This is a genomic window from Streptococcus sp. V869 (assembly GCF_054353515.1).
This window is the reverse complement of the sequence record NZ_JBTHHW010000001.1, coordinates 218,678-244,262: the sequence shown is the minus strand read 5'-3', so window position 1 is coordinate 244,262 and position 25,585 is coordinate 218,678. Positions and strand designations below refer to the sequence as shown.

Below are 25,585 nucleotides of genomic sequence, written 5' to 3'. Positions count from 1 at the left end.
TCTAATTCCTTATCTTGTTTTTATCTAATAGTTTATAGAGAAGCCAAGCCAGGTAACCACCCAAGGTATTGGTCCATAAATCATCAATCTCAAAGACCCGGTTAAAGTCGAAGAAAAAGTCTAAAACTAGTTGCGTGCATTCGATTCCTAGACTTAGTAAAAAACTGAACAAAATCACTTTCTTCGTTTTTCTTAGACCAGGCATGAGATAGAGAAGTTGGAAAATCAGTGGGAAGAGCAAGAGAATATTTAAGGCATTTTGCAAAAAAATCCAAAACAGTTGTAAAAAGCTGGTTACTTCTCCCAGATTCCAAAGGGAGTTAAAAGGGGTCAAAAGAAAAACCAGGCGTCCAAAAGTTTGAATACCTGGAGTTTCCACTCCTGTAGGAAGTTGAGGCTGGGGAGTAAAGCAAAAACAGACGATACAAAGACTGTATAGCACGACTCCCAAGCTTAGTAATTTTTTTCGTTTCATCTTATGGATTTACTTCAGCTACTGCTTTTTGGCGATCACGTTTCATGGTATTTGAACGCAATTGTCCACATGCTGCATCGATATCAGTACCATGTTCCTGACGAACAACACAGTTGATGCCTTTCTTCTTGAGCGTATCATAGAAGGCCATCACGCGCTCTTTAGGACTACGGCTGTACTGGTCATGTTCACTAACTGGGTTGTAAGGAATCAAGTTGACATATGACAATTTCTTGATATTTTTCAGCAATTCTGCCAACTCAAGCGCTTGTTCGACTCCATCATTAACTTCATTGAGCATGATGTACTCAAAAGTCACACGGCGGTTGGTTGTTTCGATGTAATACTCAATCGCTGCAAAGAGTTTTTCAATTGGAAAGGCACGGTTAATCTTCATAATACTTGAACGGAGTTCATTGTTTGGTGCATGAAGAGAAACAGCAAGGTTAACCTGTACACCTTCATTAGCAAATTCACGAATCTTGTGGGCCAAGCCAGAAGTTGAAACAGTGATATGGCGAGCTCCGATTGCCATTCCCTTATCGTCGTTGATGGTACGGATAAAGTTCAAGACGTTATTGTAGTTATCAAAAGGTTCTCCAATACCCATAACAACGATATGACTAACACGTTCATCTTGTCCACGTTCGTCAAAATATTTTTGAACTAACATAATCTGCGCAACGATTTCCCCGTTATTGAGGTCACGTTGCTTCTTGATCAAACCTGATGCACAGAAGGTACAACCGATATTGCATCCTACTTGAGTTGTTACACAGACTGACAAACCATAGTGTTGACGCATCAGAACTGTCTCAATCAGCATCCCATCTGGCAATTCAAAGAGATATTTAACTGTCCCGTCAGCTGACTCTTGAACGATGCGTTGTTTCAAGGGATTGACTACAAATTGGTCATTGAGTTTGGCAATCAAATCCTTAGACAAGTTGGTCATTTCTTCAAATGTCTGAACACGTTTACGGTAAAGCCACTCCCAGATTTGGTCGGCACGGAATTTCTTTTCGCCCTGTTCCAAGACCCATTCTTGCATGCCTTGGCGTGTTAAACTATAAATCGACGGTTTCATGTTTTCTCCTTATTCTCTAATCTTTCTGACGGATGACGAAATGACGTTGCCCTTTTTCTTCGTTCTGAGTTTTCTGTTCCTTACGACGTCGTCTATTTCTCTTGTCCGTGTTATTTCTTTTTTTATTTTGAGATGTTTTCTTCCCTTTTCGGGTATCCTTTTCTTCCTCTTTTTTGCGCATTTTTTGGTCAAATGGTGCTCGTTTAGGAGTTTCATTTTCTAGGACAAAATAGGCACAACCATAACTGCAATACTCAAGTAGGTAATCTTGTAAACGGCTGATTTTCTCGAGAGACTCTTCAGCTCGCTCATTCTTGTAGAAACCACGTAAGCGTAGCTGCTCATTGCTCCAGTCTCCTACAATATAATCATACTTGTTTAAAACTTCTGAAAAGCGTTGAGTAAATGCTGTTGTATCAAAAGCGTCCTTGCTATTTTCAACCAAGGTAAAGGTAAACCCTTCAGCTTCGACTTTATCTCCAGATAGATGAAATTCAGGACCAGGGAATTTATTGTAATTATATAATTCGGGTGCAATCTCTTTACGCATAATATTCCTTTTTAACGTTTACTTAATACTCTATTTTACCATATTTTTGCCATATTTTCACCTATAGTTTTAAAATGAAAAAAGTCTGACGATTTAAGCATTTAGGAGTTGAAGAACATTTCTAGTTTTGAAAAAGAAAAAAACTGGGAATTCCCAGTTTTTTAAAGATTACATGTAAAGTAATTTGAAGAGTGCTACTGCTGCAATACCAGCTGCAATCGGTGCAACTACTGGTACCCAAGCATACCACCATTTTGAATCACCCTTGTGTTCACCAAGGATTGATTTTGGAAGTACTGCGTGAAGAAGACGTGGTCCAAAGTCACGAGCTGGGTTCAAACCTGGTCCTGTAGGTCCACCTAGTGAAGTAACCAAGGCCATTACGAGGAAACCAAGAGCCAAGTGTCCAACAGCAAGTCCTGGTGACAAGAATGGAGCTACTTGAGTTTTTGCTTGTTCAAGAGCTGCAGTAACTTGTTCTTGAGGAATTGTTTGACCTTGGGCAGTCGCTTGTGCAACTTGATCGTTAATCAATCCTTGAGCTTTAGAAAGCAATTCGGCACCAAAGAAGTTCTTTGTCATACCGAGTGCTGCAAAGAAAAGTACAAATGAACCAACGAACTCGTTGATAAAACCGTTAACTGAAGCTGCAAAGCGTGATTCTTTTGTTCCATGGTCAATACTTGAAATTGTTGAGAAAGTACCCAAGATGTTGTTTGGGTTTTCTGTCTTCAAGTAGTATGGACGGTGAGTTGCAACAACCAAGGCTTGTCCAAAGATTGCTCCCAAAACTTGTGCGATGATGTATTGCGCTACTTGTGACCAAGGGAAAAGTCCGCTAACTGCAAGTCCAAGTGTGAAAGCTGGGTTGATGTGGTTACCAGAAACATTACCAAACATCAAGGCAGGGATCATAACCCCCATACCGTAACCAACAGCGATAACGAGCCAGCCACTTTGGTGACCTTTCGTACCTTTAAGTTCAACGTTGGCAACTGCACCATTACCCAAGATAATCAAGATGGCTGTTCCCAAAAATTCAGTGGCATATTTGACTGCCCATGTGAAATCCATTGATAGATTCTCCTTAATATTTTTTAGACAGTCCCTATTCTATCAATTTTTAGGGCTTTTAGCAACAGATTTTCTAAAAGAATCCTGTGAGAAAACGCTTTTATTTCAATTCTACAAAAAAGACCTAACAAACATCGTTTGTTAAGTCCAAATTTTAATTATTCTTGACGCTGACCAAAGTCCTTAATCATTTGTTCCATTTCTTCACGACTTGGTGTCGTTAGCATATAGAGATAGTCTCCTTGCAATTCAGCAAAGGCTGCTGGCATAATTTTCTTGACCTTGAACTGGTTTCCATATTTAGCCAGCAAATCTTCTTCTGAATAAACATAGTTGGCATTAGCACGGCGTGATGTCGCCAAACAGTATAGGGGCTCGAATTGAGAAGCTGGGAATGGTTCACCTGCAACGATCGCTGCATATCCCTTATACAAGTCAAAAGAATGGGCATAGTTATAGACATCAATGGTAAAGCCACCCGCTGGACGATTATTGTACTCAATGGCAATATAATCATCACCCTCACGGAAGAACTCAATATGGAAGAAACGTTCCTTCATGCCAAATTCTTTGACAATTGCCTCACCATATTTACGCAATTTTGGATCCATCTCCTTGAGAACATAATAAGAATTGTCCATCTTGTAGATCATGAGATCTAGGGGGGTGTGTGCGTAGTCAAAGGTCGTAGAAAAGACGATATTTCCATCTCTATCTACCAAACCATCGAAGGTACAGATTTCACTTGAGGTTACAAATTTTTCAAAGAAATAGACGGTTGAGTGGTCCCATTCATCCTTAAAGTGATTGACATCATCTACTGTTTCAAGTTTGAAGGTTGCGGCAGCTCCCACTCCATTGTCAGGTTTGGCAATCATTGGAAGTCCGATTTCTTTCACAGCTTTATCAACATCTGCTTCTGTTTCAATAACAGCACCAGGCACAACTGGAACTCCTGCTTTCTTGAAGAGTTTCTTCATTTCGGACTTGAACTTAGTCTTCTTAAGGTCTTCTGGTTTGGCACCAAAGACATTAAATTGTTCACGAAGGGCAGCGTCCAACTCTAGCCAGTATTCATTGTGTGATTCAATGCGGTCAATTGGTCCATGTTTATAAAAAAGAAAGGCAACTGCACGTTTAACCTCATCGATATTTTCAAGATTATCAACTCGGAAATACTCAGTCAAGCTATTGCGCAATGGTTCATCTAGTTGTTCATAGGGTTCTTGCCCAATCCCTAGAACTGTGATTCCTTTATTGGCTAGTTCAATACTAAATTGTTGGAAATTTTGTGGGTAATAGGGTGAAATTACAAGATAATTCATAAGCGACTCCTTTTATAGACTCATGTGACCAAGGAAATAAGGCATTTGTTTGCGCCACCATTCCCAGTCATGGGCGACATCATGTCCCCATTCTGCAAACCAGGCAGGAATTTGTTTTTGATCAAAGGCTTCTTTGAGTTTGTAGTAAGAAGGTAGGCCATCATGTTCCCAGGCTCCTAGTCCAGTACAGATCACAATTTCAGCTTGACGGTAACGATCGATGAACCAGCCATCATTTTGATTCCAGATATAGTCTATTGGTGAATTTTGATAGATGGCATCATCATTGTAGTAATCACCCACAAAGAAACGTGCATCATAAACACCACTAAGAGCAATCACTTTCGTGAAGACATCCGGATGTTGTAGGAAAAAGTTGAGAGCATGGTAAGCTCCCATGGAGCATCCTGTCGCCATCATACCATCGAACCAACCTGTTTTATGCTTGATAAAAGGAATGGCTTCTTCAATGACATATCGTTCATAGGCACGGTGCATTTCAGCTTGGTCATGCCCGTTTTTCCAAGTAGCAAGCCAGCTCTCACTATCAACACTTGAAAGTGTAAAGAACTGAACACGGCCTTCCTCGATAAAGGATGCACAAGCATCAATCATGCCAAAATCATAGTATTCATTGTGGCTACCACCTGAAGAAGGAAAAACTACAATAGGGATACCCGCATGTCCATATCGGTTTACGTACATTTCACGATTTAGATGTCCACTCCAGTGGCTAAGATGTTCAATATTCATATCCTGTCTCCTTTTTACTATTTACCAATTTTCTGCAAAAAAACGTAGGCAAGCTGGTAGATTTTCTGACCAGGGAACTTCATGGTGAATGGCTCCAGCCTGAACCTTGAGAGAGAGATTTTCTAACCGTACCCCTCCTGCTATCAAATCATGATAATAACGAAGAGAAGAATCAATATAGGCCTGCTTGATATTGCCAGCCATTAGGGTCTTATCTGTGTCATCTGCTTCTTCCGTTCCAACATAGATAAAGATTCGTTGGTCAGGCAAAAGCTTTTTACGTTCAATATAGCGATCAAAGGCTTCTTGGTGCAGCCAGTTAGCTGATGAGAAAACTCCCAAGCAACCAATCTGATCTTGATACTCCAAACCGATAAACTGGGTAATATTCCCACCCAGAGAAGATCCTATCATAGCAGTGTGTTTTCTGTCTGATTTTGTCCGATAGTTTTCATCGATAAAAGGCTTAACCACTTCCATAACAAACTCTGCATACTCAACACCTTTACCACCAAATTGTTGACCAGGAATGTTAGACTCTTGGAATTTCCATGCCGCATACTCATTCATCCGTCCAAGTCCATCGTTGTCAATGGCCACGATAATCATGCGACTGATATCCGGATTTCGCTTGATAGCTGGGATAATCTTCCAGGAATGGCCGACGTAGGATTCCTTACTATAAAAGACGTTTTGTCCATCATGGAAATACACAACTGGATAACTTCTATCCGTATCTTTCTCATAGTTTTTAGGGAGGAGAACACGTACGCGACGCTCCTTACCTGTGTAGGGAACCACCAATTTATGCTCTCGCATTTTTAAATAAAAATAAGATTGATTCATTGTCAGAAAACTCTCTATATTCAAAATTTTACCTAATTATATCATAAAAATAGAAAAAAAGTCAGTTCCCGTCCAAATTTTGGACAATAAACTAACTTTTTTTACTTATTTTATCTTTTCCTCTGGTTTTTCTGATTAAAGGAGATCATCGATCAACTCATCGACTGCATCCTTCTCAGCCTGAGGCGTAATTTCAGTAATCATGATTCCCGCTACTGCTCTCTCAACCAAGCCTTCGACATCCATACGTGCTTCATACTGCTCCGCATTCTTAATCTTTGGATTTGTTTTGGGACGATCAGGTGCAAAAATCGTGCAACAATCTTCAAATGGTTGGATAGAAATTTCAAAGGTATCAATTTCTTGTGCAATATCAATGATTTCCAACTTATCCATGGTCACGACTGGACGGATAATTGGTGTATTGGTCACGGCATTGATGGCCTGCATGCTTTCAAGGGTTTGGCTAGCCACCTGACCAAGACTTTCACCATTGATGATAACCAAACCATTTCGGACCTCACGGATACGATCTGTTATACGCATCATAAAGCGACGAGTCAGTGTCATCAGATAGGCTTCTGGAGCTTTAGCTTTGATTTCTTCTTGAATCTCCGTGAAGGGAACCTCGATAAATTGGATATTTCCTCCGAACTTAGTCAATTTACGGGTTAAATCCTGGGCTTTCTTGAGGGCACCTGGACTGGTGTAGGGAGGGCTCGCAAAGTGAACAGCCTCGATATCTACCCCACGTTTCAGAGCTAGATAACCAGCAACAGGTGAGTCAATCCCTCCTGACAACATGAGCATCCCTTTTCCAGAAGTTCCAACTGGCAAACCACCTGCTCCTCGAATGGTCTCATAAGAAAGATAAGCTGCTTCCTCACGAATTTCCACTTGAAGGTTAATGTCAGGATTTTTCATTTGAGCTTGCACATTTGGAATAGCATCAAATACTGCTCCACCAAGAGTTTGGTTGAGTTCTCGACTGTCTAACTCGAAGTTATGGTCACTTCGCTTACTTGAAATTTTAAAGGTCATCCCTTCCTTATAGATGTCTTTCATAATCTCTTGAACAGCAGACTTAAGAACTTCTACGGATTTTTCAACCTTATACACTGGAGAAAAGTTTTGAATCCCAAAAACTTGCTTGAGAGATTCTGCCACTGGTTCATAATCTGCTCCATTCAGATAAGCATGGGCACGATCGCGATCAGCAGTGACTTTGACTTGAGGATAGATGGATAAAACGTCTGAGATATTATTACGTAGTTTATTGATGAAACGCATACGGTTTTTGCCTTTGGTTGAAAGCTCACCATAGCGAATCATAATTTCTGAATACTGCATGAATACTCCTATCTTACTTTTTTAGTTTGATTGTAGATTAACTTCAACTTGGTCAAGAACTGCTCCACTTGACTCATGTCATTTTCTAAATCCAGACTGAGACGAACTGCTGACTGGGCTTTATCCTTTTCGATGCCCATAGCAATCAAGGTTCCAGCAGGTTTTCCAGCCTTAGACGAACAAGCTGATGTTGTAGAAATGAAAATATCATAGTCTTCAAAGGCGTGAACAATGACTTCCCCACGAACTCCCTTAATCCCAAAGGTCAGAATATGAGGGGCAAAGCCTTCCTCACCTGAAAAGACAAAAATATCTGGATATTCAAGAAGGGCCTGACAGATGACTTCCTTCATCTGACTCGTTTTGCTGGCAAACAATTCCAGTCTTTCCATAGCTAGACGTAAAGCCTTAGCTGTCGCTGCAATTCCTGCTACATTTTCGGTTGTTGAACGATAATCACGCTCCTGACCACCACCGGTTAATAGGGGAGTGATTTTCTTTCCAGACTTGATGTAGACAAAGCCAACACCACGAACTCCATGAAACTTATGACTGGAGAAGGTTGCAAAATCAACTCGGTCTGTCAAATACTTTTCTGTTGGTATTTTTGCCAAGGCCTGAACAGCATCTACATGGAAAGAAATGGTTGGTTTATCTGTTAAAAGCTCTGAAATAGCTTGGATGGGCTGGATAGAGCCAATTTCATTGTTAACTGCCATGACGGAGACCAAGGTCGTATCAGGACGAAGTAGTTTTTCTAAAGCAGCTACATCTACAAATCCCTTTTTATCTACAGGTGCAAAATCCACTTCAAAACCTTGAGTCTTAAGCCAGAGAGCTGACTCTTTGACTGCTGGGTGCTCAATGTCTGACACGATGATGTGTTTACCAAATTGCGCTTTTTCAAATGCAACTCCTTTGATAACCCAGTTATCCCCTTCAGTACCACCAGATGTAAAGTAGATTTCGTCGCTTTTCTTACCAATTAAATCCGCAATCTGCTGTCGAGAAGCTTCTAAAATTCTGGTAGACTGGTCCCCCAATCGATGGAGACTAGAAGGATTTCCAATAATTTTTGCAGCAACTTGCATATAGGTCTCTAATGCTTCTGGGTACGGCTGGGTCGTTGCCGAATTATCAAAGTAAATCATGGTTTCTCACGCTTTCTATAATCACTTCTTCTATTGTAACATGAAAGGAAGGCTGGAACAAGAAAGAAAAAGCCCTAAATTCTAGTAGAACTTAGGGCAAGTTTCAACAGTCATAAAACTCATGTAGCAAATCAAAAAGTTCTTGTTGTTGAGCCAGCAGCATTTGTCCAATGCTAGTTGATTTAATCAAAGTGCGTTGCTCAACATTTTCAATAACTCTCTTCAAAGATGTTTGAGCAAAAGGATCTTCAACAACCTTTTGCGAGCCTTCAAAAGGCTGATGGGTTACCAATTGAAAACCGTAAGAATTATTCAGTAAGGAATATCCTGCTGTTCCTGTCTTCTTTTGATAAGCTTTACATAGACCTCCGTCAATGACAAAGAGCAAACCACCCCCACGAATAGGAGATTCTCCCTTCACAGTCTTAACTGGAGTATGTCCGTTGACCATTCTAGACTCTTTAGAGGAAAGTCCAAATTCTTCCAAAATCAGCTGGCAGACTTTCTCTGAAGTCCGATAAGAAAAATATGAATTTTCCACTTCTTTGTGAGTATCCTTATCTTCAATAAAATAGCGCTCTAGAGTTGTCATCTTATCTTTACCAAATAGAGGTGAGACTGCCCCTCGCCAACAATACCAGATTAAATCTGTTGAAAAATCATCTCCGATTTCCTTATTCTTAGCAGCTTGTCGAATATGATATTCAAAAAAATCCAATAATTCTCTTCCAGCATAACAAGACTGGTTAATAATTAGAGGTTTCAATTCTCCAGAAGCTTCAAGTGGTATACAACCATGAAAGAGTAGATGCTGATTGTAAATTTTATACATGGAGCCTTTTTTCATTAACAATTCTATATGCTCTGCGAGTTTAGGAGATCCTTGGAAAGAGGCTAGGAGACTATCAACTGCTTGAGACTCTTCTAAACTTAATTCTGCTGGATTAGCCGGATCAATCGTTTGAAAGCAGGTATTCGTAAGATTATATTTTTTTCCATCAATTGTCACACACTCTTTCAAATAATCAATATTATCCAGTTTAACCTGATCCTCCATTTGAAATTCTGGCCTTCTTTTTATCAGTTGAGTTTCCAGTTTAAACTGGATAATGGAAAGAGCCTGGTGAACTTTTTCCAACTGTAAAATTTCTTCGCTAGTGAAATCATCTTCTCTATTTCCAAGGATAGGCCTAAACTGAGGGTTGGCCTTATAGGTCCTATCAGAAAATAACGTTAAGGGCCGAAGATTTAAGCCGTAAGCTTTCTCAATATCCCATAGATATCCATAGCGGGCAGCAATACGTAGTGCATTTAACATACAGGCTTTTGAACCGAAAAAGCCCCCCATCCAGATAATGTCGTGATTCCCCCACTGAATATCCAAAGAATGAAATTGCAAAAGTTCATCCATAACTTGCGGACTACCAGCTCCTCTGTCATAAATATCACCAACCACATGCAAATGGTCAATCAATAAGCGACGGATACTGCTAGAAACACCAAGAATAAAGGGAATAGCTTCTCCTAACTCGATAACATAGGAGAGGATGTTATCAAAATATGACTTTTTATCTGCTAAAGCTATATCACTGTATACTAATTCTTCGATGATATAAGCATACTGGGGTGGCAATGCCTTCCTAAGCTTTGACCGGGTGTACTTGGCAGCCGCAAAAGTCAGTAGAGATAAAAGTTGAGGAATAGTTTCCTTGTACCAGTCTCTGCTTTTACCGCCTTGCTCCAAGACAAGTTCAGGATATGAAACCAATGCTGACAATCTGTTTTTATCATCTTGCGACAAGGAATCTCCAAAGCAATCCTTAATCTTCTCATTAAGGATACCTGCACAACTTCTTAAAATATAGTCAAAGGCCGCAAATTCACCATGAATATCACTGATATATAGCTCTGTTCCTTTTGGAAGGTTTAAAATTGCTTCAAGGTTGGTCAGTTCTGTGATCACCTTTTGTCGAGAATCAAATTCTTTCAGTAAAATACGCTTGTATTGCTCCATTTTTGACCTCCAGCACACTATCCTTTTACGACAAATAATGCACTATTTATTTTCTTAGTTCATTTTCTTTAAATACTCTTCGATTAAGAAGGCTGTTTCTTCAATTGATTTATCTGACATATTAATGACTCGAGCTCCATATTTTCTGAAGACCTTCTTAGAATAGTCCAATTCCTGATAAATCTTTTCCAGATCTGTGTAGCTGGTTTCCTGGGTCAAACCCAAAGAATCCAAACGATTACTGCGAATCTTAACCAATTTTTCTGGCTCACATACTAAACCAATTAGGCGGCGAGAATCAATTTTTTCCAAGACTTGAGGCAAGGGAACTTCTGGAATTAGAGGAAGGTTCGAAACCTTATATCCTTTATTTGCTAGATAAATACTGAGCGGTGTTTTAGACGTACGGGAAACCCCTAGCAGGACTATGTCAGATTCTAAAAATCCCTGCGGTGCTTTACCATCATCATATTTGACTGCAAACTCAATCGCTGAAATTTTATTAAAGTATTCGTTATCTAAACGGTGAAGGGTGCCAGGTACTTCTATCGGATCCCTTCCTGTCTTTTCTTTGATAATTTCAAAAAACGGATGCATCAAATCCAAATAGGATAGCCCATGCATCAAGCTAAACTCCCTTGCTACCGAAGCTAGCTTGCCATCGACCAAGGTACTGATAACTAGGGCATCATCCTTGATAGCATCACGTAAAATGTCCAACAATTCATCTTCCTTGTTGATAAAAGGGAAACGATAGCTTTTATTAAAAATGATGTCTGGATATTGAGCTGTAACAGCGGATAGCAATTTTTGGGAAGTCCCACCCAAAGAATCTGAAATACTATAAACAATCATTTCTTTTTTCATATTTATTCCTCTTCTCTATTTACCTCGGTGCTTCGAGCTTGCTGAATAATATAGTCCAACAAGGCTGACTTGGTCACACTACCTAAAATCTGACGTTCATTCTTTTCGTCGACAATCGGTAAGGAATCAATGGCGTAATCTTGAAGGAGTACAGCGGCTTCCAAAATATTCATATTTTGGTGACATGTTTTAATATGTGGCATCCTAGTCATGCAAACCGCAACAGGAGTACTTGCAATATTCGAATTGAGAGAAGCCCTTAGCAAATCTTTACGTGACATGATTCCAAGAAGAAGTTTTTCTTCATCAATGACATAAATAACGTCTGCATCATACATAAATAGAGTAATAATAGCATCCTGAATATAGGAATCACTGGTGACCAGGACTGGCGAAGTCATAATATCAGCCACTTTTTTCCTAAAAGTATCAAAAAAGAAGACCGATTCTAGATCAGAGCCTGAATAGGTATACCCGACTTTAGGAGTGGCCTTTAGGATTCCAACCAAGGTCAAAAAGGAAAGATCTGGCCGTAGCGTTGCCCTGGAAATATCAAGTAATTCAGATATTTTTTCACCACTCAGAGGCTGCTTAGCTTTAACGATTTCTACAATCTTTTTTTGTCGTTCACTTAATTTCAATTCACAGAAAACCTTTCTAGATTCTATATAGGGTCCAAATAACTATTGCAAGAAGCTAGCTAGTTATTTATACCTATACCAAAACAATTATCGAATAAGCATCATGTATATTAAATATTATAGCAATTATTTGTAATATGTCAATTAATACCCGAAGATTTTTCATTTGACAAATATATATGATGTATATTACAATGGTTTTGTCTTTTATTATGACGCATATTTAATATTTTGGAGGCGACTATGACAAAATGGACTTATTTCTTCGAGGAAGGAAGCGCAAACGACAAGGCTCTCCTAGGTGGAAAAGGAGCCAATTTAGCAGAGATGAGCAATTTGGGATTGCCTGTTCCTCCAGGTTTTACCATTACAACCGAGAGCTGTATTAAGTTTCTAGAAAATCCGGATTTCTTTGACTCTTATTTAAAAGATGATATTTTGAAAGCGGTTACCGACTTAGAAAGAAAAACCGATAAATCGTTCAGCGGAGAAAGCCCTAATCTTCTCTTAGTTTCGGTCCGTAGCGGAGCAAAATTTTCTATGCCAGGAATGATGGATACTATTTTAAATCTTGGTCTAAATGACCATCGGACAAGAATACTCGCCGAGCAGACGAATCCTGATTTTGCCTATAATTGCTATCGACGTTTACTTCAGATGTTTGCAGATGTTGTATATGGAATTTCTAAAGAACTTTTTGATGAACTATTAGAAGACTTTGAAAAATGTCATGGTAAAACTACAAAAGACATGACTCTAGCTGAGCATCAAGACTTGATTGATCAATATAAAGAAATCTATCTTAAAGAGGACCAATGTTTCCCTGAAAATCCTACAGACCAACTTTTTTCTGCTATCAAAGCTGTCTTTAATTCTTGGAATAATAATCGAGCCAGAGTTTACCGAGATTTAAATAAGATTTCTCACGATTTAGGAACTGCCGTTAACGTCCAGGCAATGGTCTTTGGAAATAGTGACCAAAACAGCGGAACAGGAGTCTGTTTCACTAGAAATCCTGCTAGCGGGGAAAATCAATTATTTGGTGAATTCTTACTTAATGCCCAAGGAGAAGACGTTGTAGCTGGCATTCGAACTCCAGAACCGATTGCCGCTTTAGAGAAAGCTCAGCCTTTAGTTTTTAAAGATTTTAAAGAGTATGCTCGAATTCTTGAAAATCACTACAAAGACATGCAAGATATCGAATTTACTATTGAGAAAGGAAAACTGTATATCTTACAGACTAGGGATGGCAAACGGACAGCAAAGGCTTCCTTAAAAATTGCTTTGGATCTAGTCGACCAGGGCATTATTAGTAAGAAAGAGGCCCTGATGAGAATATCCCCTTCTTCCATTAGTCAGCTTATACACCCAGTTTTTGAAGAGGATGGATTGGAAAAAGCTACTCTCATTGCACAAGGTTTACCGGCCAGTCCTGGAGCTGCCACTGGGAAAATAGTTTTTACAGCAGAGCAAGCTAAAGAATTCCACAATTTAGGAAGAAAGGTTATTTTAGTAAGACAAGAAACATCACCCGAAGATATTGAAGGCATGGTCGTTAGCCAAGCTATTGTTACCAGCCAAGGTGGTATGACTTCTCATGCAGCAGTTGTTGCTAGAGGAATGGGTACCTGTTGTGTAGCTGGATGTGGGGAACTAAAGATCAGCGAGGAAGAGAAGACACTTTCTTGTGGTAATCTTGTTTTAACAGAGGGAGATATCATTTCTGTTGATGGTAGTTCCGGTTGTGTTTATATCGGAGAAATTCCTACAGTCTTGATTGAGAATAATGAAAACCTTCAGCGCCTTCTTTCTTGGGCAGATAAAGTCGCCCGACTTAAAGTTCGTGCTAATGCTGAGACTGTCAAAGATTTACAGACAGCTATAAATTTTGGTGCCCAAGGGGTAGGACTAGCCCGTACTGAACATATGTTCTTTGGTCAGGATCGAATTTTGGAAATGCGTCGCCTCATTCTAGCCGATAAGGAAACAGAAATGAAAGCCGCACTCAAGAATCTTTTAGAATTCCAAGAAGAAGACTTCTATCAAATGTACAAAACGGTTGAGGATAAACCTCTGATTGTCCGACTTTTAGATCCGCCTATGCATGAATTTTTACCTAAAGATTCACAGGAAATCAAGCTTCTTGCTGAAAAACTAAATAAGTCACCTGAAAAACTGGCCCATCAAATTGAGAGCTTACAAGAAAGCAACCCTATGTTGGGCCATAGAGGTTGTCGCTTGGGTATTACACAGCCAGACATTTACAAGATGCAGACGGAAGCTATTTTTAGAAGTGCCATCAAATTGCATCAAGAGGGTATAAAAATCAAACCTGAAATCATGATTCCTTTGATTGCAGATAAAAAGGAATTGGAATTTGTTAAATCCTATCTGACTCAACACATCCAGTTTCTTTTTAGAGAGCATGAACAGGAGCCCTTCCCATATGAAATTGGTACCATGATTGAATTACCACGCGCCTGTCTGACTGCAGATAAACTAGCACGGGAAGCTGATTTCTTCAGCTTTGGTACTAATGACTTAACTCAAATGACCTATGGTTTTTCTCGAGATGATATTGGAAAATTTATAGGTCATTACAAAAAGACGAGCATTCTTTCATTTGATCCATTCCAACATATTGATCAGGAGGGAGTCGGTGAGTTAATGCGCATTGCAATCAGCAAAGCTCGCCGGGTAAAACCAAGCCTATCCATTGGTATTTGTGGGGAGGTCGGCGGTGATCCTGCTTCTATCTCCTTCTTCCAGGAAATAGGTGTCACCTATGTTTCCTGTTCACCTTACAGGGTCCCTGCAGCTAGACTCGCCGTTGCTCAAGCCGTTCTCCAAGAGAAAAAAGACTAGTTGCCTTTATGATATCATCATTTTTGAAACCTAAAGTCACTAATCATGATTCATCACCACACTTCTTGCTTTACACTTTAAAGAGAAAAACCTACTGGTTGCGTTTTCAAAACTAAAAGTTTTATTTTTTTAAGACAATTTAAAGTAAAAAACGTATAATGAAAATATGAAATGAATTCAAATTCATATTTAGTTTTGCAAAGGAGTCTGAAAAACCATTATGTCTAACTATTCTCGCCAAAATAAAGAAACAAACAAAGACAGTCAAGAAACTGGCAAGGCTAGCCATCACATCAAGAAAGGTTTATCTGCTTTTCAGAAAACCTTAACCTTAATCGGTAGTATGTTGGGAATTATCACTGCGACAATTACCATTAGCAATGCAATGAAGTCCAATGAACAAAAGAAAGCAGATACTAGTCCTGTTACGCAAACAACCATAATCAAAGAGATCCAAAAGGAAACTCCTGCTGAATCTAATAGTCCTTCTCAACATCAAGAAAATAACCAAGATACTAATGCTGCAACTAGTGGAGTTGATCATAAAAATGACAACAAGGTTCAACCTGAAGAAAATACTCAAGCTCCTAACAATGTTCAACAAAATCAGACTGAAGGAGCTGCTCAATCTGATACAGCTGCCACAGATAATAAAGCAAATCCATAACAAAATAGCTTCTCTCCGATTTCGGAAAGAAGCTATTTTTTATTGTTGTAAGACTTTTCGAGGTTTTGTTCCTTCAGCAGGTCCAATAACACCTGCCATCTCTAATTCTTCCATCAATCGAGTTGCTCGGTTAAAACCGACTGAAAGACGGCGTTGAATCATGGATGCACTTGCTTTTTGTGTTTCGATGACAAGAGCTTTCGCTTCTTCAAAGAGCGGATCTCCGACATCATCGCTAGAGCTAAAATCCCCTTCTGTCTCAGACACTTCTCCTGGGTCAAAGCTTTCATCGTAATCAGCATCTGCTTGCGCCTTGATGAAGTTCACAATACGCTCAACATCGTCATCTGATATAAAGGAACCTTGGAGACGAACAGGATGATTTTCATCGATTGGCTTAAAGAGCATATCTCCTCGTCCAAGCAATTTCTCAGCACCGTTTTCATCCAAGATCGTACGTGAGTCCGTACCCGAAGAAACTGCAAAAGCCACACGAGACGGCACATTTGCCTTAATCAAACCAGAGATAACATCAACCGATGGACGTTGGGTTGCAAGTATCATGTGAATACCAGCTGCACGCGCCTTTTGTCCGAGACGGATAATGGCATCTTCCACTTCCTTGCTGGCAACCATCATGAGGTCAGCAAGCTCATCCACAATCACGACGATGAAAGGTAGAGGTACTTGTTTATACTCAGATTGTGCATTAAACTCCTCAACCTTAGCATTGAACCCAGCGATATTTCGAACTCCGACTTTGGCAAAGAGTTCATAGCGGTTTTCCATCTCATCAACAACTTTTTGCAAAGCCTTACTGGCCTTACGAGGGTTGGTCACAACTGGAATCAAGAGATGAGGAATATCATTATAGACTGAAAGCTCAACCATCTTTGGATCGACCATCATAAACTTAACCTGATCTGGACGAGCCTTCATGAGGATACTTGCGATGATTCCGTTAACTGCAACAGATTTACCAGAACCTGTAGAACCAGCCACTAACAAGTGAGGCATTTTAGCCAAATCAAAACTACGAGCTGTACCATTGACGGCTTTTCCAAGAGGAATTTCTAATAGATTTTCAGGTTTTGTTTGTGATTGTTCCCAAAGTTCACGGAAGGATACCGTTGCAATTTCAGAGTTTGGCACTTCGATACCAACCAAGGATTTTCCAGGAATCGGAGCCTCAATACGGACATCCTTGGCAGCCAAAGCCAGAGCTAAGTCATCTGCTAGGTTGGAAATACGGTTGACACGGACACCAACTGCAGGTTTAACTTCATACTTGGTAACAGATGGACCAATCTCTGCTCTTTCAACCGTTACCTTAATACCAAAACTTGCGAAAGTTTCTTCCAAAATCTTGATATTCTCCCGAACGATTTTCTTTTCTTTAGACTGATCTTTAGGTTTATCGGGTGCAAAAAGTTGCAAGCTTGGGAGTTTATACTCTAAGGCTTTTTTAGTAGAAAAATCGACTTCTACTTCTTCATCATCCTCTTCAGGTAAAACTTCTTCCTCAGGAAGGTAGGCTTCTTCAGGATATTCATACTCGGCTTGAGGGAGAATAATCTCAGGCTCTACGCATTCTTCCTCTGGAAGTGGAGGAAAATCGTGCAGTGGCCCTTCTGATAATATTTCTCCAGTTTCCAAATCTACAGGAGGCATATCAATCAAAGCCTGCTCTTCTTTTTCTTTCTCAAGTCTTGCTTGTTCTTCTGCTTCTCTTCGTGCCTTTTCTTCTTCACGCTTGATAAAGCGTTCTTGTTTTTTCTGCTCATGGCGCTCCATCCAGATAGCAAATCGAGCTGAGAGAAAATCAGCGATATCGTAGATAGACCATGGACTGATCAAAAGTGCACCGATTAAGACTAAGATTGCTCCGATGAAATAGGTCCCAATATTGGAGAACAAAAAAGCTACTGGAATATAGAGTACAACCCCTAGCAAACCTCCACCAGCAAAACTAGTCACTTGAAAGCTAGTTAAATCTTTAAAAATTTGTCCGGCTGTCCCTTGGAAAACAGCATTTGCCATGCTAAATTTCCAGACTAGATAAGCTTGAAAGATGAGCAACAAGCCTGCAAAAATAAAGAAGAAACCTGCTAACAAGCCTTCTTGTTTATGAATCCACTTAAATATAAATAGATAGATTAACAGAGAAAAAATAGCTAGATAAGCCAAACTCCCCACGAGTAAGCGGATCAGGTTATAAACAGTGATTCCGACTGCTCCCCATTTGAGAGCTGCAAAAATTAAACAGATAGCCAAAGCTAAGGAAATCAACATTCGTTGAATCGCTTGTTTTCTTTCTAATTCTGCTTTAGATGGTCTGCGTCTTGTTTTACTTGTATTCTTGTTTGCCATTCTTCTATTATACCATATTTCATGAACTTTTCGAGGGGTTAAAAAAATGACTGCACACTTTTGTGTACAGTCATTTAAATGTGTTTGTAATTATTTTTCTAATGGTTTACGAAGGTAACCATAAACCACACCACTAACAAGTGCTCCTATCAAGACAAAGACAAGGTAAAGAAGGGCATTTGTTGTAAGGGCGATAACGAAGATTCCTCCGTGTGGTGCCATGAGTTTGATATTTGCAAGACCAACAAGTCCACCTGCTACTGCTGAACCAAGGATAAAGCTTGGAATCGCACGAGCTGGGTCAGCTGCACCAAATGGAATCGCACCTTCAGTAATGAATGACAATCCCATGACGATGTTCGTCAAACCTGAGTTACGTTCTTCTTTTGTGAATTTATTTTTAAAGAGAAGAGTTGCGACAAAGATTGCAAGTGGTGGAACCATTCCTCCAGCCATTACTGCAGCCATAGCTACTGAACCACCTGTTGACACTGTTGCTGCAAGAGTACCAGTACCAAAGACATATGCTGCTTTATTGACAGGTCCACCCATATCGACAGCCATCATTCCTCCAAGAACGATACCAAGGAGGACAGCTGATCCACCTCCAAGACCGCCAAGGAAGTCATTCATAGCAGTATTAATAGCAGCCATTGGAATGTTAACAGCTAACATGACAAATCCTGTCAAGACTGTTCCAAGAAGTGGTAAGAGAAGGATTGATTTTGCACCTTCAAGGGAGCGAGGAACCTTCACATATTGCTTAACCAAGAGTACCAAGGCACCTGCGATAAATCCACCAACAAGAGCTCCTAGGAAACCTGATGATACGCCTGCAAGAGCTGAAGTTGCTTCACCACCTTGAGCGTAAGGGATTTTACCAAAGGCAAAACCTTCTTTGGCGATAGCACCAGCTACGAAACCTGCTACCAAACCTGGTTTTTCAGCGATTGAGTAAGCAACATATCCTGCAAATACTGGAAGCATCAAACCAAAAGCTGCACCACCGATTTTCATGAACATAGAAGCAAGTTCATGGTAAGATCCAAGATTTCCGAGGCTATCATTTGGCACACCCATAGCACCATCAATCAAGAAGGCAAGGGAAATCATGATACCACCACCGATAACGAATGGCAACATTTGAGATACACCACTCATCAAGTGTTTGTAGAAGGCACCACCAATACTTTGTTTTTCATTAGATGCTGTTGTAGCTTTTGCTCCATTAGCAGCACGGTAAACTTCAGCATTTCCAGAAAGAGCCAAGTTGATCAACTCTTCTGTCTTACGAATACCGTCTGCAACTGGACGATTTACCAATGGTTTCCCATCGAAACGATCCATATCAACTGCTTTATCTGCAGCGATAATTACAGCTTTAGCCTTGCGGATATCTTCTGCTGTCAATTTGTTGCCAACACCACTAGCACCGTTGGTTTCAACCTTGATACCAACACCCATTTCCGCAGCTACTTTTTGAAGAGCTTCTTGGGCCATGTATGTGTGGGCAATTCCTGTTGTACAAGCTGTAACTGCTACGATAAAGTCACCAGATTCACTCGCAGGAGCTTGAACTGGTTCCTCAGCTTTTTCTGATGCTTGATCAAAGAGTTCGATAACTTGATCAGCTGATGTTACTTGACGAAGCTGATCAGCAAAGCCGTCTTTCATCAAATATTGTGACAATTCTGCTAAGGCAGCCAAGTGAGTATCATTGGCACCTTCTGGAGCAGCAATCATAAAGAAAAGGTCAGTTGGTTGTCCATCTAAACTTTCGTAGTCAACTCCCTTGTTTGACTTAGCAAAGAGAACTGTTGCTTCTTTAACTGCAGCGTTCTTGCTGTGAGGCATTGCGATACCATCACCCAAACCTGTAGAAGTCAAAGCTTCACGCTCCAAGATTCCTTCTTTGAAGGTTTCGAAATCTGTCACGTAGCCGTGCTCTACCAAGCTATGAATCATTTCTTCGATAGCTGCTGTTTTTTCAGTTGCTTGTAAATCAAGCAACATCACATCTTTTCTCAGTAAATCCTGAATTTTCATCTTTTTTCTACCTCAACTTTTTCATAAGTTTCTTTAATAAATGCTGCAGTCGCCAAGTCATCAGAGAAGGTAGTTGCTGTTCCACAAGCCACACCCCATTTGAAGGCTTCTACTGCGTCTTTTGATTTTACAAACTCACCCGTAAATCCAGCAACCATTGAGTCACCAGCTCCCACTGAGTTTTTCACTGTTCCCTTGATTGGTTTAGCAAAGTAGGCTCCCTCTGATGTTACCAGAAGGGCACCATCACCAGCCATGGAGATGATAACATTTTGAGCACCTTTAGCCAGCAGTTCTCGAGCGTATTTCTCTATTTCATCAAGGCTTTCAAGCTTGACTCCAAAGATAGCTCCCAGTTCATGATTATTTGGTTTGACCAAAAGTGGTTGATAATCCAAACTATCAATCAAGGTCTGACCTTCAAAATCACACACAACTTGTGCGCCTGTCCGACGGGTCAAGGCAATCAAATCCTTATAAATAACATTGCCTAAGTTTTTAGCACTCGATCCCGCAAATACAACTGTATCCTCTGCTGTTAGACTTGAAAGGATAGCTTTCAACTCCTCCAGTTGATCTGCTTCAACAGTAGGACCAGTCCCATTGATTTCGGTTTCTTGGTCTGCTTTGATTTTAACGTTGATACGCGTATCTTCTGCAACTTGCACAAATCGCGTTTCAATTTGCTCCTCAGCTAAAGTATCTGTGATAAATTTACCTGTAAAGCCTCCGATAAATCCAGTCGCTGTATTTGGAATATCTAGACGTTTCAAGACGCGACTGACATTGATTCCCTTACCACCAGCAAACTTATCATCACTATCCATACGATTAACACTACCAACTTCTACTTTATCCAAACGGACAATGTAGTCAATAGATGGATTGAGTGTGACTGTATAAATCATACTTCTATTACCTCCGTTTTTTCTTTGATAGCTGGCAAGAGCTCATGACCCTTGCTAGTAATGACGATAGCTCGTTTTAGAGGGGCAACCTTAGCAAAACTAGACTGGCCAATCTTAGATGAATCCGCCAAGACATAGGTTTGTTTGGCATTTTCTAAGATAGCACGCTTAACCGCTCCTTCCTCCATGTCTGGAGTTGTATAATAACCTTCGTCTACACCGTTTATTCCGATAAAGGCACGATCAAAGTGTAATTGGTTAATTTGGTTAAGAGCCACCCCTCCGATACTGGCATCCGTTGTCATCTTTACGCCACCACCAATAATGACTGTTGGGATTTGCTTATCCACTAATTGTACCGCATGGTGAATGGAGTTGGTTACTACAGTAATGTCTTTTCGCTCCAATTCCATAATGAGAAAGGCTGTCGTACTTCCTGCATCCACAAAGATAACATCTTTTTCTTTGATGAGGGAAGCTGCTTTTTGCGCAATCAACTTTTTCTCTTGAAGGTTTTTGACAGATTTTTCTTGAATAGTTTCTTCTTCTTGCAAGGAGTGAGGCAACTCAGCTCCCCCATGCACTCGGCGAAGTTTATTTTCAGACTCTAACTCATCTAAATCACGTCTAACTGTGGATTCCGAAGTATCTAGCAAGCCTACTAATTTCTCTAGAGAAACGATTTTGTGCTTTCTTAGTTCTTCTAAAATTAACTTTTTCCTCTCGGTTTTTAGCACCTACTCACCTCCTGTTAACGATTACATTAATCATTCTATCACAAAAAAAAACAAAGTCAAGCATTTTTTATCATTTTCTTTCACTTTCTGTCAAAACTCCTTCAATTTTTAAATAAATTTGCAAGAAAGTAGGCTTTATGGTAGACTAGGTTAGTAACTATTGGAAGATTACTCAAGAGGCTTAAGAGGCCGTGTTGGAAACGCGGTAGGCGTGTAACAGCGTGCGTGGGTTCGAATCCCATGTCTTCCGTTTATTTTCTAAAAAAAGATACCCAAGAAATCTTGGGTATCTTTTTTATATGATAGTTCTAAAACTAGGGTGAATTTCTTAGAAGATATCAAACAGCAATTTTACATTGAGGATGGTCAAGATGATGGAAACAATATAACCTAAGATAGTATTCCATTTTGCATTGGTAAATTCTCCCATCAGTGATTTTTTTGAGGTTAGATAAATCAAAGGGAAAATTGAAAATGGAAGAGCGATAGAAAGAAAGACCTGTGAATAAACCAACAACTGATCCAAGGTTTTTTCCTGATGACCAAACAAAACCGCTACTATCATAACAGGTAGCAAGGCAAAGAGGCGTGTCGCCAAACGAATAAACCATTGTGGCAATCTCATATGTAAGAAACCTTCCATAACGATTTGTCCTGTCAAAGTACCTGTGATCGTCGAATTTTGACCACTGGCTAATAGGGCCAAGGCAAATAAAGTTGACAAGGTTGAGCTAGCTATAGCTCCCGCAATGGTTGAATCCTGCAAGGCATTATACATTTGAGAAAAAGCGGAAATTTCAGATGCATGTCCGAAGAAGAGGGCCGCCCCTAAGATCAAAAGAAGGGAGTTAACCACAAAGGCCAATGATAACTGGAGATTTGAATCCCAAGTCATAAAGCGCACGGCTTTTCGAACATCATTTTCGTCCTTGTGATTGATTTTTCGTGTCTGTGACAAGGATGAATGCAAATAAAGATTATGGGGCATAACAGTTGCTCCCACGATTCCTAGTGCCAAGGTTAATTGACTTTCATGTCCTGGCAAAGGACTTTCAAATAAAGTTGCATTCGGTAGATAACCCTCAACGATTCCTTGGAAGCTTGGATGTGACAAAGCTACCAGATAAGTAAAGATTGCTAAGATTGTTAAAATGAGTGTTGTAACAATAGCTTCAATCTTCTTAAAGCCAAATTTCATCAAAAGCAATAAGAGAAAGACATCTAGAACCGTCAAAAGGATGGCTATCATAATCGGAATCTTAAAGAGAAGGTTGAGAGCAATGGCAGAACCGAGAACTTCTGCCAGGTCTGTCGCCATCAAGGCTAATTCTAAAATCACCCATAAGCTATAACGAAGCCATTTAGGTGAATGATGAGCCGTTGCTTGAGCCAGGTCCATCTGGGTTACAATCCCAAGCTTTCCTGCCATCTGCTGAAGTTGCATGGCAATAAGAGATGAAATAAAGATGACAAACAAGAGACTATACTTATAGGAAGCACCACCGACTACGCTGGTAATCCAGTTTCCTGGATCCATATAACCAACTGCTACAAGAGCACCGGGACCTAAAAAAGCCTTTAAATTTTGCCAGAAATGATTATTATTTGGAGTCTCGATAGACTGATTAATCTCAGAAAGTGAAACTTTTTTATGAGATGACATTTCTCTTTACCTCTTTCTAAATCTACCCTTTCACTGCTTATCATTACTGAAAGATAACCTAAACTCATAAGATACTGAAAATGGCTGCGAAAAACTACTGATAATTTTCATAAATTTTCTTAAGGCACCTTAATTATAACACAAAATCTTAGAAAAGATTAATAAATTTAGAACTTGATTAGCCTTTTTAGAGATACAACGTAATGTTGTATCCTTTGTTGAATCCTTTTTTAAAAAAGGATTACCAAGAAATATAAAAGAATAAAATAAAAAACGTTGTATTAACAACGCTTTAAAAATATTTACAAAATAAGTAAATTATTAATGGAGCCGGTGGGAGTCGAACCCACGTCCAAACACCTGCCAACATATTTGTCTACAACCATAGGTTATGTATTGTTTTAACAGTCCCTCGACACATAACTCAAGCCTAGGAACTGCGAGTCTATAAATCTCTTATCAAACTGCTAGACAAAGTTTGATCGTATCTCGCTAATAATAAGACCTGTCATCAGACACGAGCAATCCGAATCGGGTCACGCCTGCTGGTTTTTAGGCAGCTAGAGCGTAAGATGTGTTATTTTTTGCAGTTATATTTAACTGAGCGTTTACGTCGCCACACGAGTTGCAAAATATGCCTCATAATGCCTGTCGAATCCGTAACGACCCCAAAGACAATAAAAATATTATACCTTATCTAAGCTAAAAAAGCAAAAAAGCAAGTAGATGCCTAGAAAATGTAATCTTTCAAGGCTTCCGATAGAATATGATAACCCGAGACACTGAGGTGAAGGCCATCTGTTGTGTACCCCTCCTTGAGCTGTCCTTCCTGATCAAGTAATTTCTCAAAAACAGACACATATTCTACCTGCATATAGGCTGAAGCTAGCTCTTGATAGGCTTGGTTCCACGCCTTGATTTTCTCATTAGTACGAATGTAAACAATCTGTTTGAAGTTCTCACTCTCATTGACCGGTAAGATAGAAACTAGCTTTATTTGTGACAGCGGATAGTCACGAGAAATACTTTGAATCACGCTTTCAAGATTGTTTAGTGTTTCCGTCATTGGAACATCTTTTCCAATGTCATTTGTCCCAATCAAAAGCACAATCTGATCCACCGCATCACCATAGAGATGAGCATCCAGGTTATCTAGCAAAAGTCCAGTCTGATAGCCTCGAATCCCTCGATTCACAATGGTCTTGGTTGTCCCTAGCAATTCCTGCAAGGGATAATACTCAACAATAGAATCACCGATAAAAATGATATTGGGTTCAATTACAGAAATCTGATTGAGTTCACGATACTTGATTTGGATTTTCTCTTGCTCTTTTAAGAGCCAGTTTTCTAATAGTTGTACTGCCAAGTTATTCTCCTCTTTCTAGCCAGTTTTCTAAAACTTGGTAAACACCCGCCTGACTGTTGGCTGGGGCTATTTTTGTAGCTACTTCTTTAACAGCATCTTCTGCATTTTCCATGGCATATGAAATACCTGCCAACTCTAACATTTCAATGTCATTTTCACTATCACCAAAGGCCATGATTTGTTCAGGTTTTAAATTCCAACGTTTGAGCAATTCTTCTAGGCCCCACGCCTTATGAATCCCATCTTGTAAGATATCAATACAACCATAACCGCTGGAAACAGCTCGCACATGCCCATCAAATAAGTCATTAATTTCCTGTAAAACCGAATCGGATCGTTCTTCACCAACTACCATACTCATCTTTAGAACACCACCGAAGAGATTAGAGTCAAATTCATTAACAAAATTCATTCGTTGATAGAGCTTCTCAATCATCTCCGGAGTCATAAATTTATCTAGTTCTGTAAAAACAGTACCTTCCTTTACAAAGCCACCATTCATACCAGTTACGACAAACTGATTCTGACATTCTCTACCTTTAAAATGGTCCAAAGCCCTATCAACCATGGCATCATCCCAAGTTTGTGCTTGTAGCAATTCATCATTTTCGAATATACGAGCACCATTAGCAACTACGAGAACGACTCTTTCTACAAGATACTTCAGTAATTGTCGCATGCGATGAACTTCATTTCCCGTTGCAATAACAAAACGAATACCACATTGATCCAGCTGATCCAAAATTTTCTCTAGACGAGGTAGGTCCAGTTGTCCTTGAGGATCTAACAAGGTTCCATCCATATCTGTTGCTATTATCTTAATATCCATC

21 protein-coding genes, 1 tRNA gene and 1 other RNA gene are annotated in these 25,585 nt (G+C 39.8%); 3 read left to right on the top strand and 20 right to left on the bottom strand.

The window, feature by feature from the left end; genetic code table 11:
* Position 1: 1 nt before the first annotated feature.
* The 12 genes from ACXYSN_RS01230 to ACXYSN_RS01175 all read right to left on the bottom strand — a co-directional run bounded on the left by ACXYSN_RS01230 (position 2) and on the right by ACXYSN_RS01175 (position 12,133).
* The gene (locus tag ACXYSN_RS01230) at positions 2–475 is read right to left on the bottom strand and encodes a VanZ family protein (RefSeq protein WP_458635873.1); all 474 of its coding nucleotides are present in this window, start codon (positions 473–475) and stop codon (positions 2–4) included.
* Position 476: 1 nt separating this feature from the next.
* Entirely contained in the window at positions 477–1,562 is a 1,086-nt protein-coding gene (gene rlmN, locus ACXYSN_RS01225) for a 23S rRNA (adenine(2503)-C(2))-methyltransferase RlmN (RefSeq protein WP_000804756.1), read from the bottom strand.
* A gap of 16 nt (positions 1,563–1,578) precedes the next feature.
* Positions 1,579–2,112 carry a YutD family protein gene (locus ACXYSN_RS01220; RefSeq protein ID WP_458635872.1) on the bottom strand — a complete coding sequence of 178 codons (534 nt, stop codon included), beginning with the start codon at positions 2,110–2,112 and terminating at the stop codon, positions 1,579–1,581.
* A gap of 168 nt (positions 2,113–2,280) precedes the next feature.
* Entirely contained in the window at positions 2,281–3,186 is a 906-nt protein-coding gene (gene gla / locus ACXYSN_RS01215; protein ID WP_414277617.1) for an aquaglyceroporin Gla, read from the bottom strand.
* A gap of 158 nt (positions 3,187–3,344) precedes the next feature.
* Complete coding sequence (locus tag ACXYSN_RS01210; protein WP_458635871.1) at positions 3,345–4,511, bottom strand: ATP-grasp domain-containing protein; 1,167 nt, start codon at positions 4,509–4,511, stop codon at positions 3,345–3,347.
* 12 nt (positions 4,512–4,523) lie between these two features.
* Positions 4,524–5,264 (bottom strand): esterase family protein, encoded by a 741-nt coding sequence (locus ACXYSN_RS01205; RefSeq protein WP_458635870.1) that lies wholly within the window; start codon positions 5,262–5,264, stop codon positions 4,524–4,526.
* A 21-nt stretch (positions 5,265–5,285) separates the two neighbouring features.
* The gene (locus ACXYSN_RS01200) at positions 5,286–6,110 is read right to left on the bottom strand and encodes an alpha/beta hydrolase (RefSeq protein WP_006150039.1); all 825 of its coding nucleotides are present in this window, start codon (positions 6,108–6,110) and stop codon (positions 5,286–5,288) included.
* A gap of 135 nt (positions 6,111–6,245) precedes the next feature.
* On the bottom strand, positions 6,246–7,460 hold the full coding sequence (gene thiI / locus ACXYSN_RS01195) for a tRNA uracil 4-sulfurtransferase ThiI (protein WP_045615534.1): 1,215 nt from the start codon (positions 7,458–7,460) through the stop codon (positions 6,246–6,248).
* An 8-nt stretch (positions 7,461–7,468) separates the two neighbouring features.
* Positions 7,469–8,611 (bottom strand): cysteine desulfurase family protein, encoded by a 1,143-nt coding sequence (locus ACXYSN_RS01190; protein ID WP_458635869.1) that lies wholly within the window; start codon positions 8,609–8,611, stop codon positions 7,469–7,471.
* A gap of 103 nt (positions 8,612–8,714) precedes the next feature.
* Entirely contained in the window at positions 8,715–10,625 is a 1,911-nt protein-coding gene (locus ACXYSN_RS01185) for a fructose-1,6-bisphosphatase (protein WP_254727071.1), read from the bottom strand.
* 54 nt (positions 10,626–10,679) lie between these two features.
* A complete protein-coding gene (locus tag ACXYSN_RS01180; protein ID WP_458635868.1) occupies positions 10,680–11,492 on the bottom strand; it encodes a pyruvate, water dikinase regulatory protein in 813 nt (270 codons plus the stop codon).
* Between the two features lie 2 nt (positions 11,493–11,494).
* Positions 11,495–12,133, bottom strand: coding sequence for a CBS domain-containing protein (locus ACXYSN_RS01175; protein ID WP_373113113.1), 639 nt, complete (start codon positions 12,131–12,133; stop codon positions 11,495–11,497).
* Positions 12,134–12,376: 243 nt separating this feature from the next.
* Between ACXYSN_RS01175 and ppdK the strand changes: the two genes are divergently transcribed.
* Positions 12,377–14,998 carry a pyruvate, phosphate dikinase gene (gene ppdK / locus ACXYSN_RS01170; RefSeq protein WP_458635867.1) on the top strand — a complete coding sequence of 874 codons (2,622 nt, stop codon included), beginning with the start codon at positions 12,377–12,379 and terminating at the stop codon, positions 14,996–14,998.
* Positions 14,999–15,218: 220 nt separating this feature from the next.
* Positions 15,219–15,665 (top strand): DUF6556 family protein, encoded by a 447-nt coding sequence (locus ACXYSN_RS01165; RefSeq protein ID WP_458635866.1) that lies wholly within the window; start codon positions 15,219–15,221, stop codon positions 15,663–15,665.
* 39 nt (positions 15,666–15,704) lie between these two features.
* Here ACXYSN_RS01165 and ACXYSN_RS01160 read toward each other — a convergent pair whose 3' ends face one another.
* From ACXYSN_RS01160 to ACXYSN_RS01145, 4 genes are all read right to left on the bottom strand, one after another.
* Positions 15,705–18,035 (bottom strand): DNA translocase FtsK, encoded by a 2,331-nt coding sequence (locus ACXYSN_RS01160; protein ID WP_458635865.1) that lies wholly within the window; start codon positions 18,033–18,035, stop codon positions 15,705–15,707.
* A 90-nt stretch (positions 18,036–18,125) separates the two neighbouring features.
* Positions 18,126–20,081 (bottom strand): PTS fructose transporter subunit IIABC, encoded by a 1,956-nt coding sequence (locus ACXYSN_RS01155; RefSeq protein WP_458635864.1) that lies wholly within the window; start codon positions 20,079–20,081, stop codon positions 18,126–18,128.
* Positions 20,078–20,989 carry a 1-phosphofructokinase gene (gene pfkB / locus ACXYSN_RS01150; RefSeq protein WP_045615525.1) on the bottom strand — a complete coding sequence of 304 codons (912 nt, stop codon included), beginning with the start codon at positions 20,987–20,989 and terminating at the stop codon, positions 20,078–20,080. Before pfkB ends, ACXYSN_RS01155 begins: the two co-directional genes overlap by 4 nt.
* Positions 20,986–21,726: a DeoR/GlpR family DNA-binding transcription regulator gene (locus ACXYSN_RS01145; protein ID WP_458635863.1), complete on the bottom strand. Its 741-nt coding sequence runs from the start codon at positions 21,724–21,726 to the stop codon at positions 20,986–20,988. Before ACXYSN_RS01145 ends, pfkB begins: the two co-directional genes overlap by 4 nt.
* Before the next feature lie 162 nt (positions 21,727–21,888).
* Here ACXYSN_RS01145 and ACXYSN_RS01140 point away from each other — a divergent pair.
* A tRNA-Ser gene (locus tag ACXYSN_RS01140) sits at positions 21,889–21,976 on the top strand.
* Positions 21,977–22,054: 78 nt separating this feature from the next.
* Here ACXYSN_RS01140 and ACXYSN_RS01135 read toward each other — a convergent pair.
* The 4 genes from ACXYSN_RS01135 to ACXYSN_RS01120 all read right to left on the bottom strand — a co-directional run bounded on the left by ACXYSN_RS01135 (position 22,055) and on the right by ACXYSN_RS01120 (position 25,584).
* Positions 22,055–23,389 (bottom strand): Nramp family divalent metal transporter, encoded by a 1,335-nt coding sequence (locus tag ACXYSN_RS01135; RefSeq protein WP_458635862.1) that lies wholly within the window; start codon positions 23,387–23,389, stop codon positions 22,055–22,057.
* Between the two features lie 322 nt (positions 23,390–23,711).
* Positions 23,712–24,059: a transfer-messenger RNA gene (gene ssrA, locus ACXYSN_RS01130) on the bottom strand.
* 60 nt (positions 24,060–24,119) lie between these two features.
* Positions 24,120–24,755 carry an SGNH/GDSL hydrolase family protein gene (locus tag ACXYSN_RS01125; protein WP_458635861.1) on the bottom strand — a complete coding sequence of 212 codons (636 nt, stop codon included), beginning with the start codon at positions 24,753–24,755 and terminating at the stop codon, positions 24,120–24,122.
* Position 24,756: 1 nt separating this feature from the next.
* Entirely contained in the window at positions 24,757–25,584 is an 828-nt protein-coding gene (locus tag ACXYSN_RS01120; RefSeq protein ID WP_458635860.1) for an HAD family hydrolase, read from the bottom strand.
* Position 25,585: the final 1 nt, after the last annotated feature.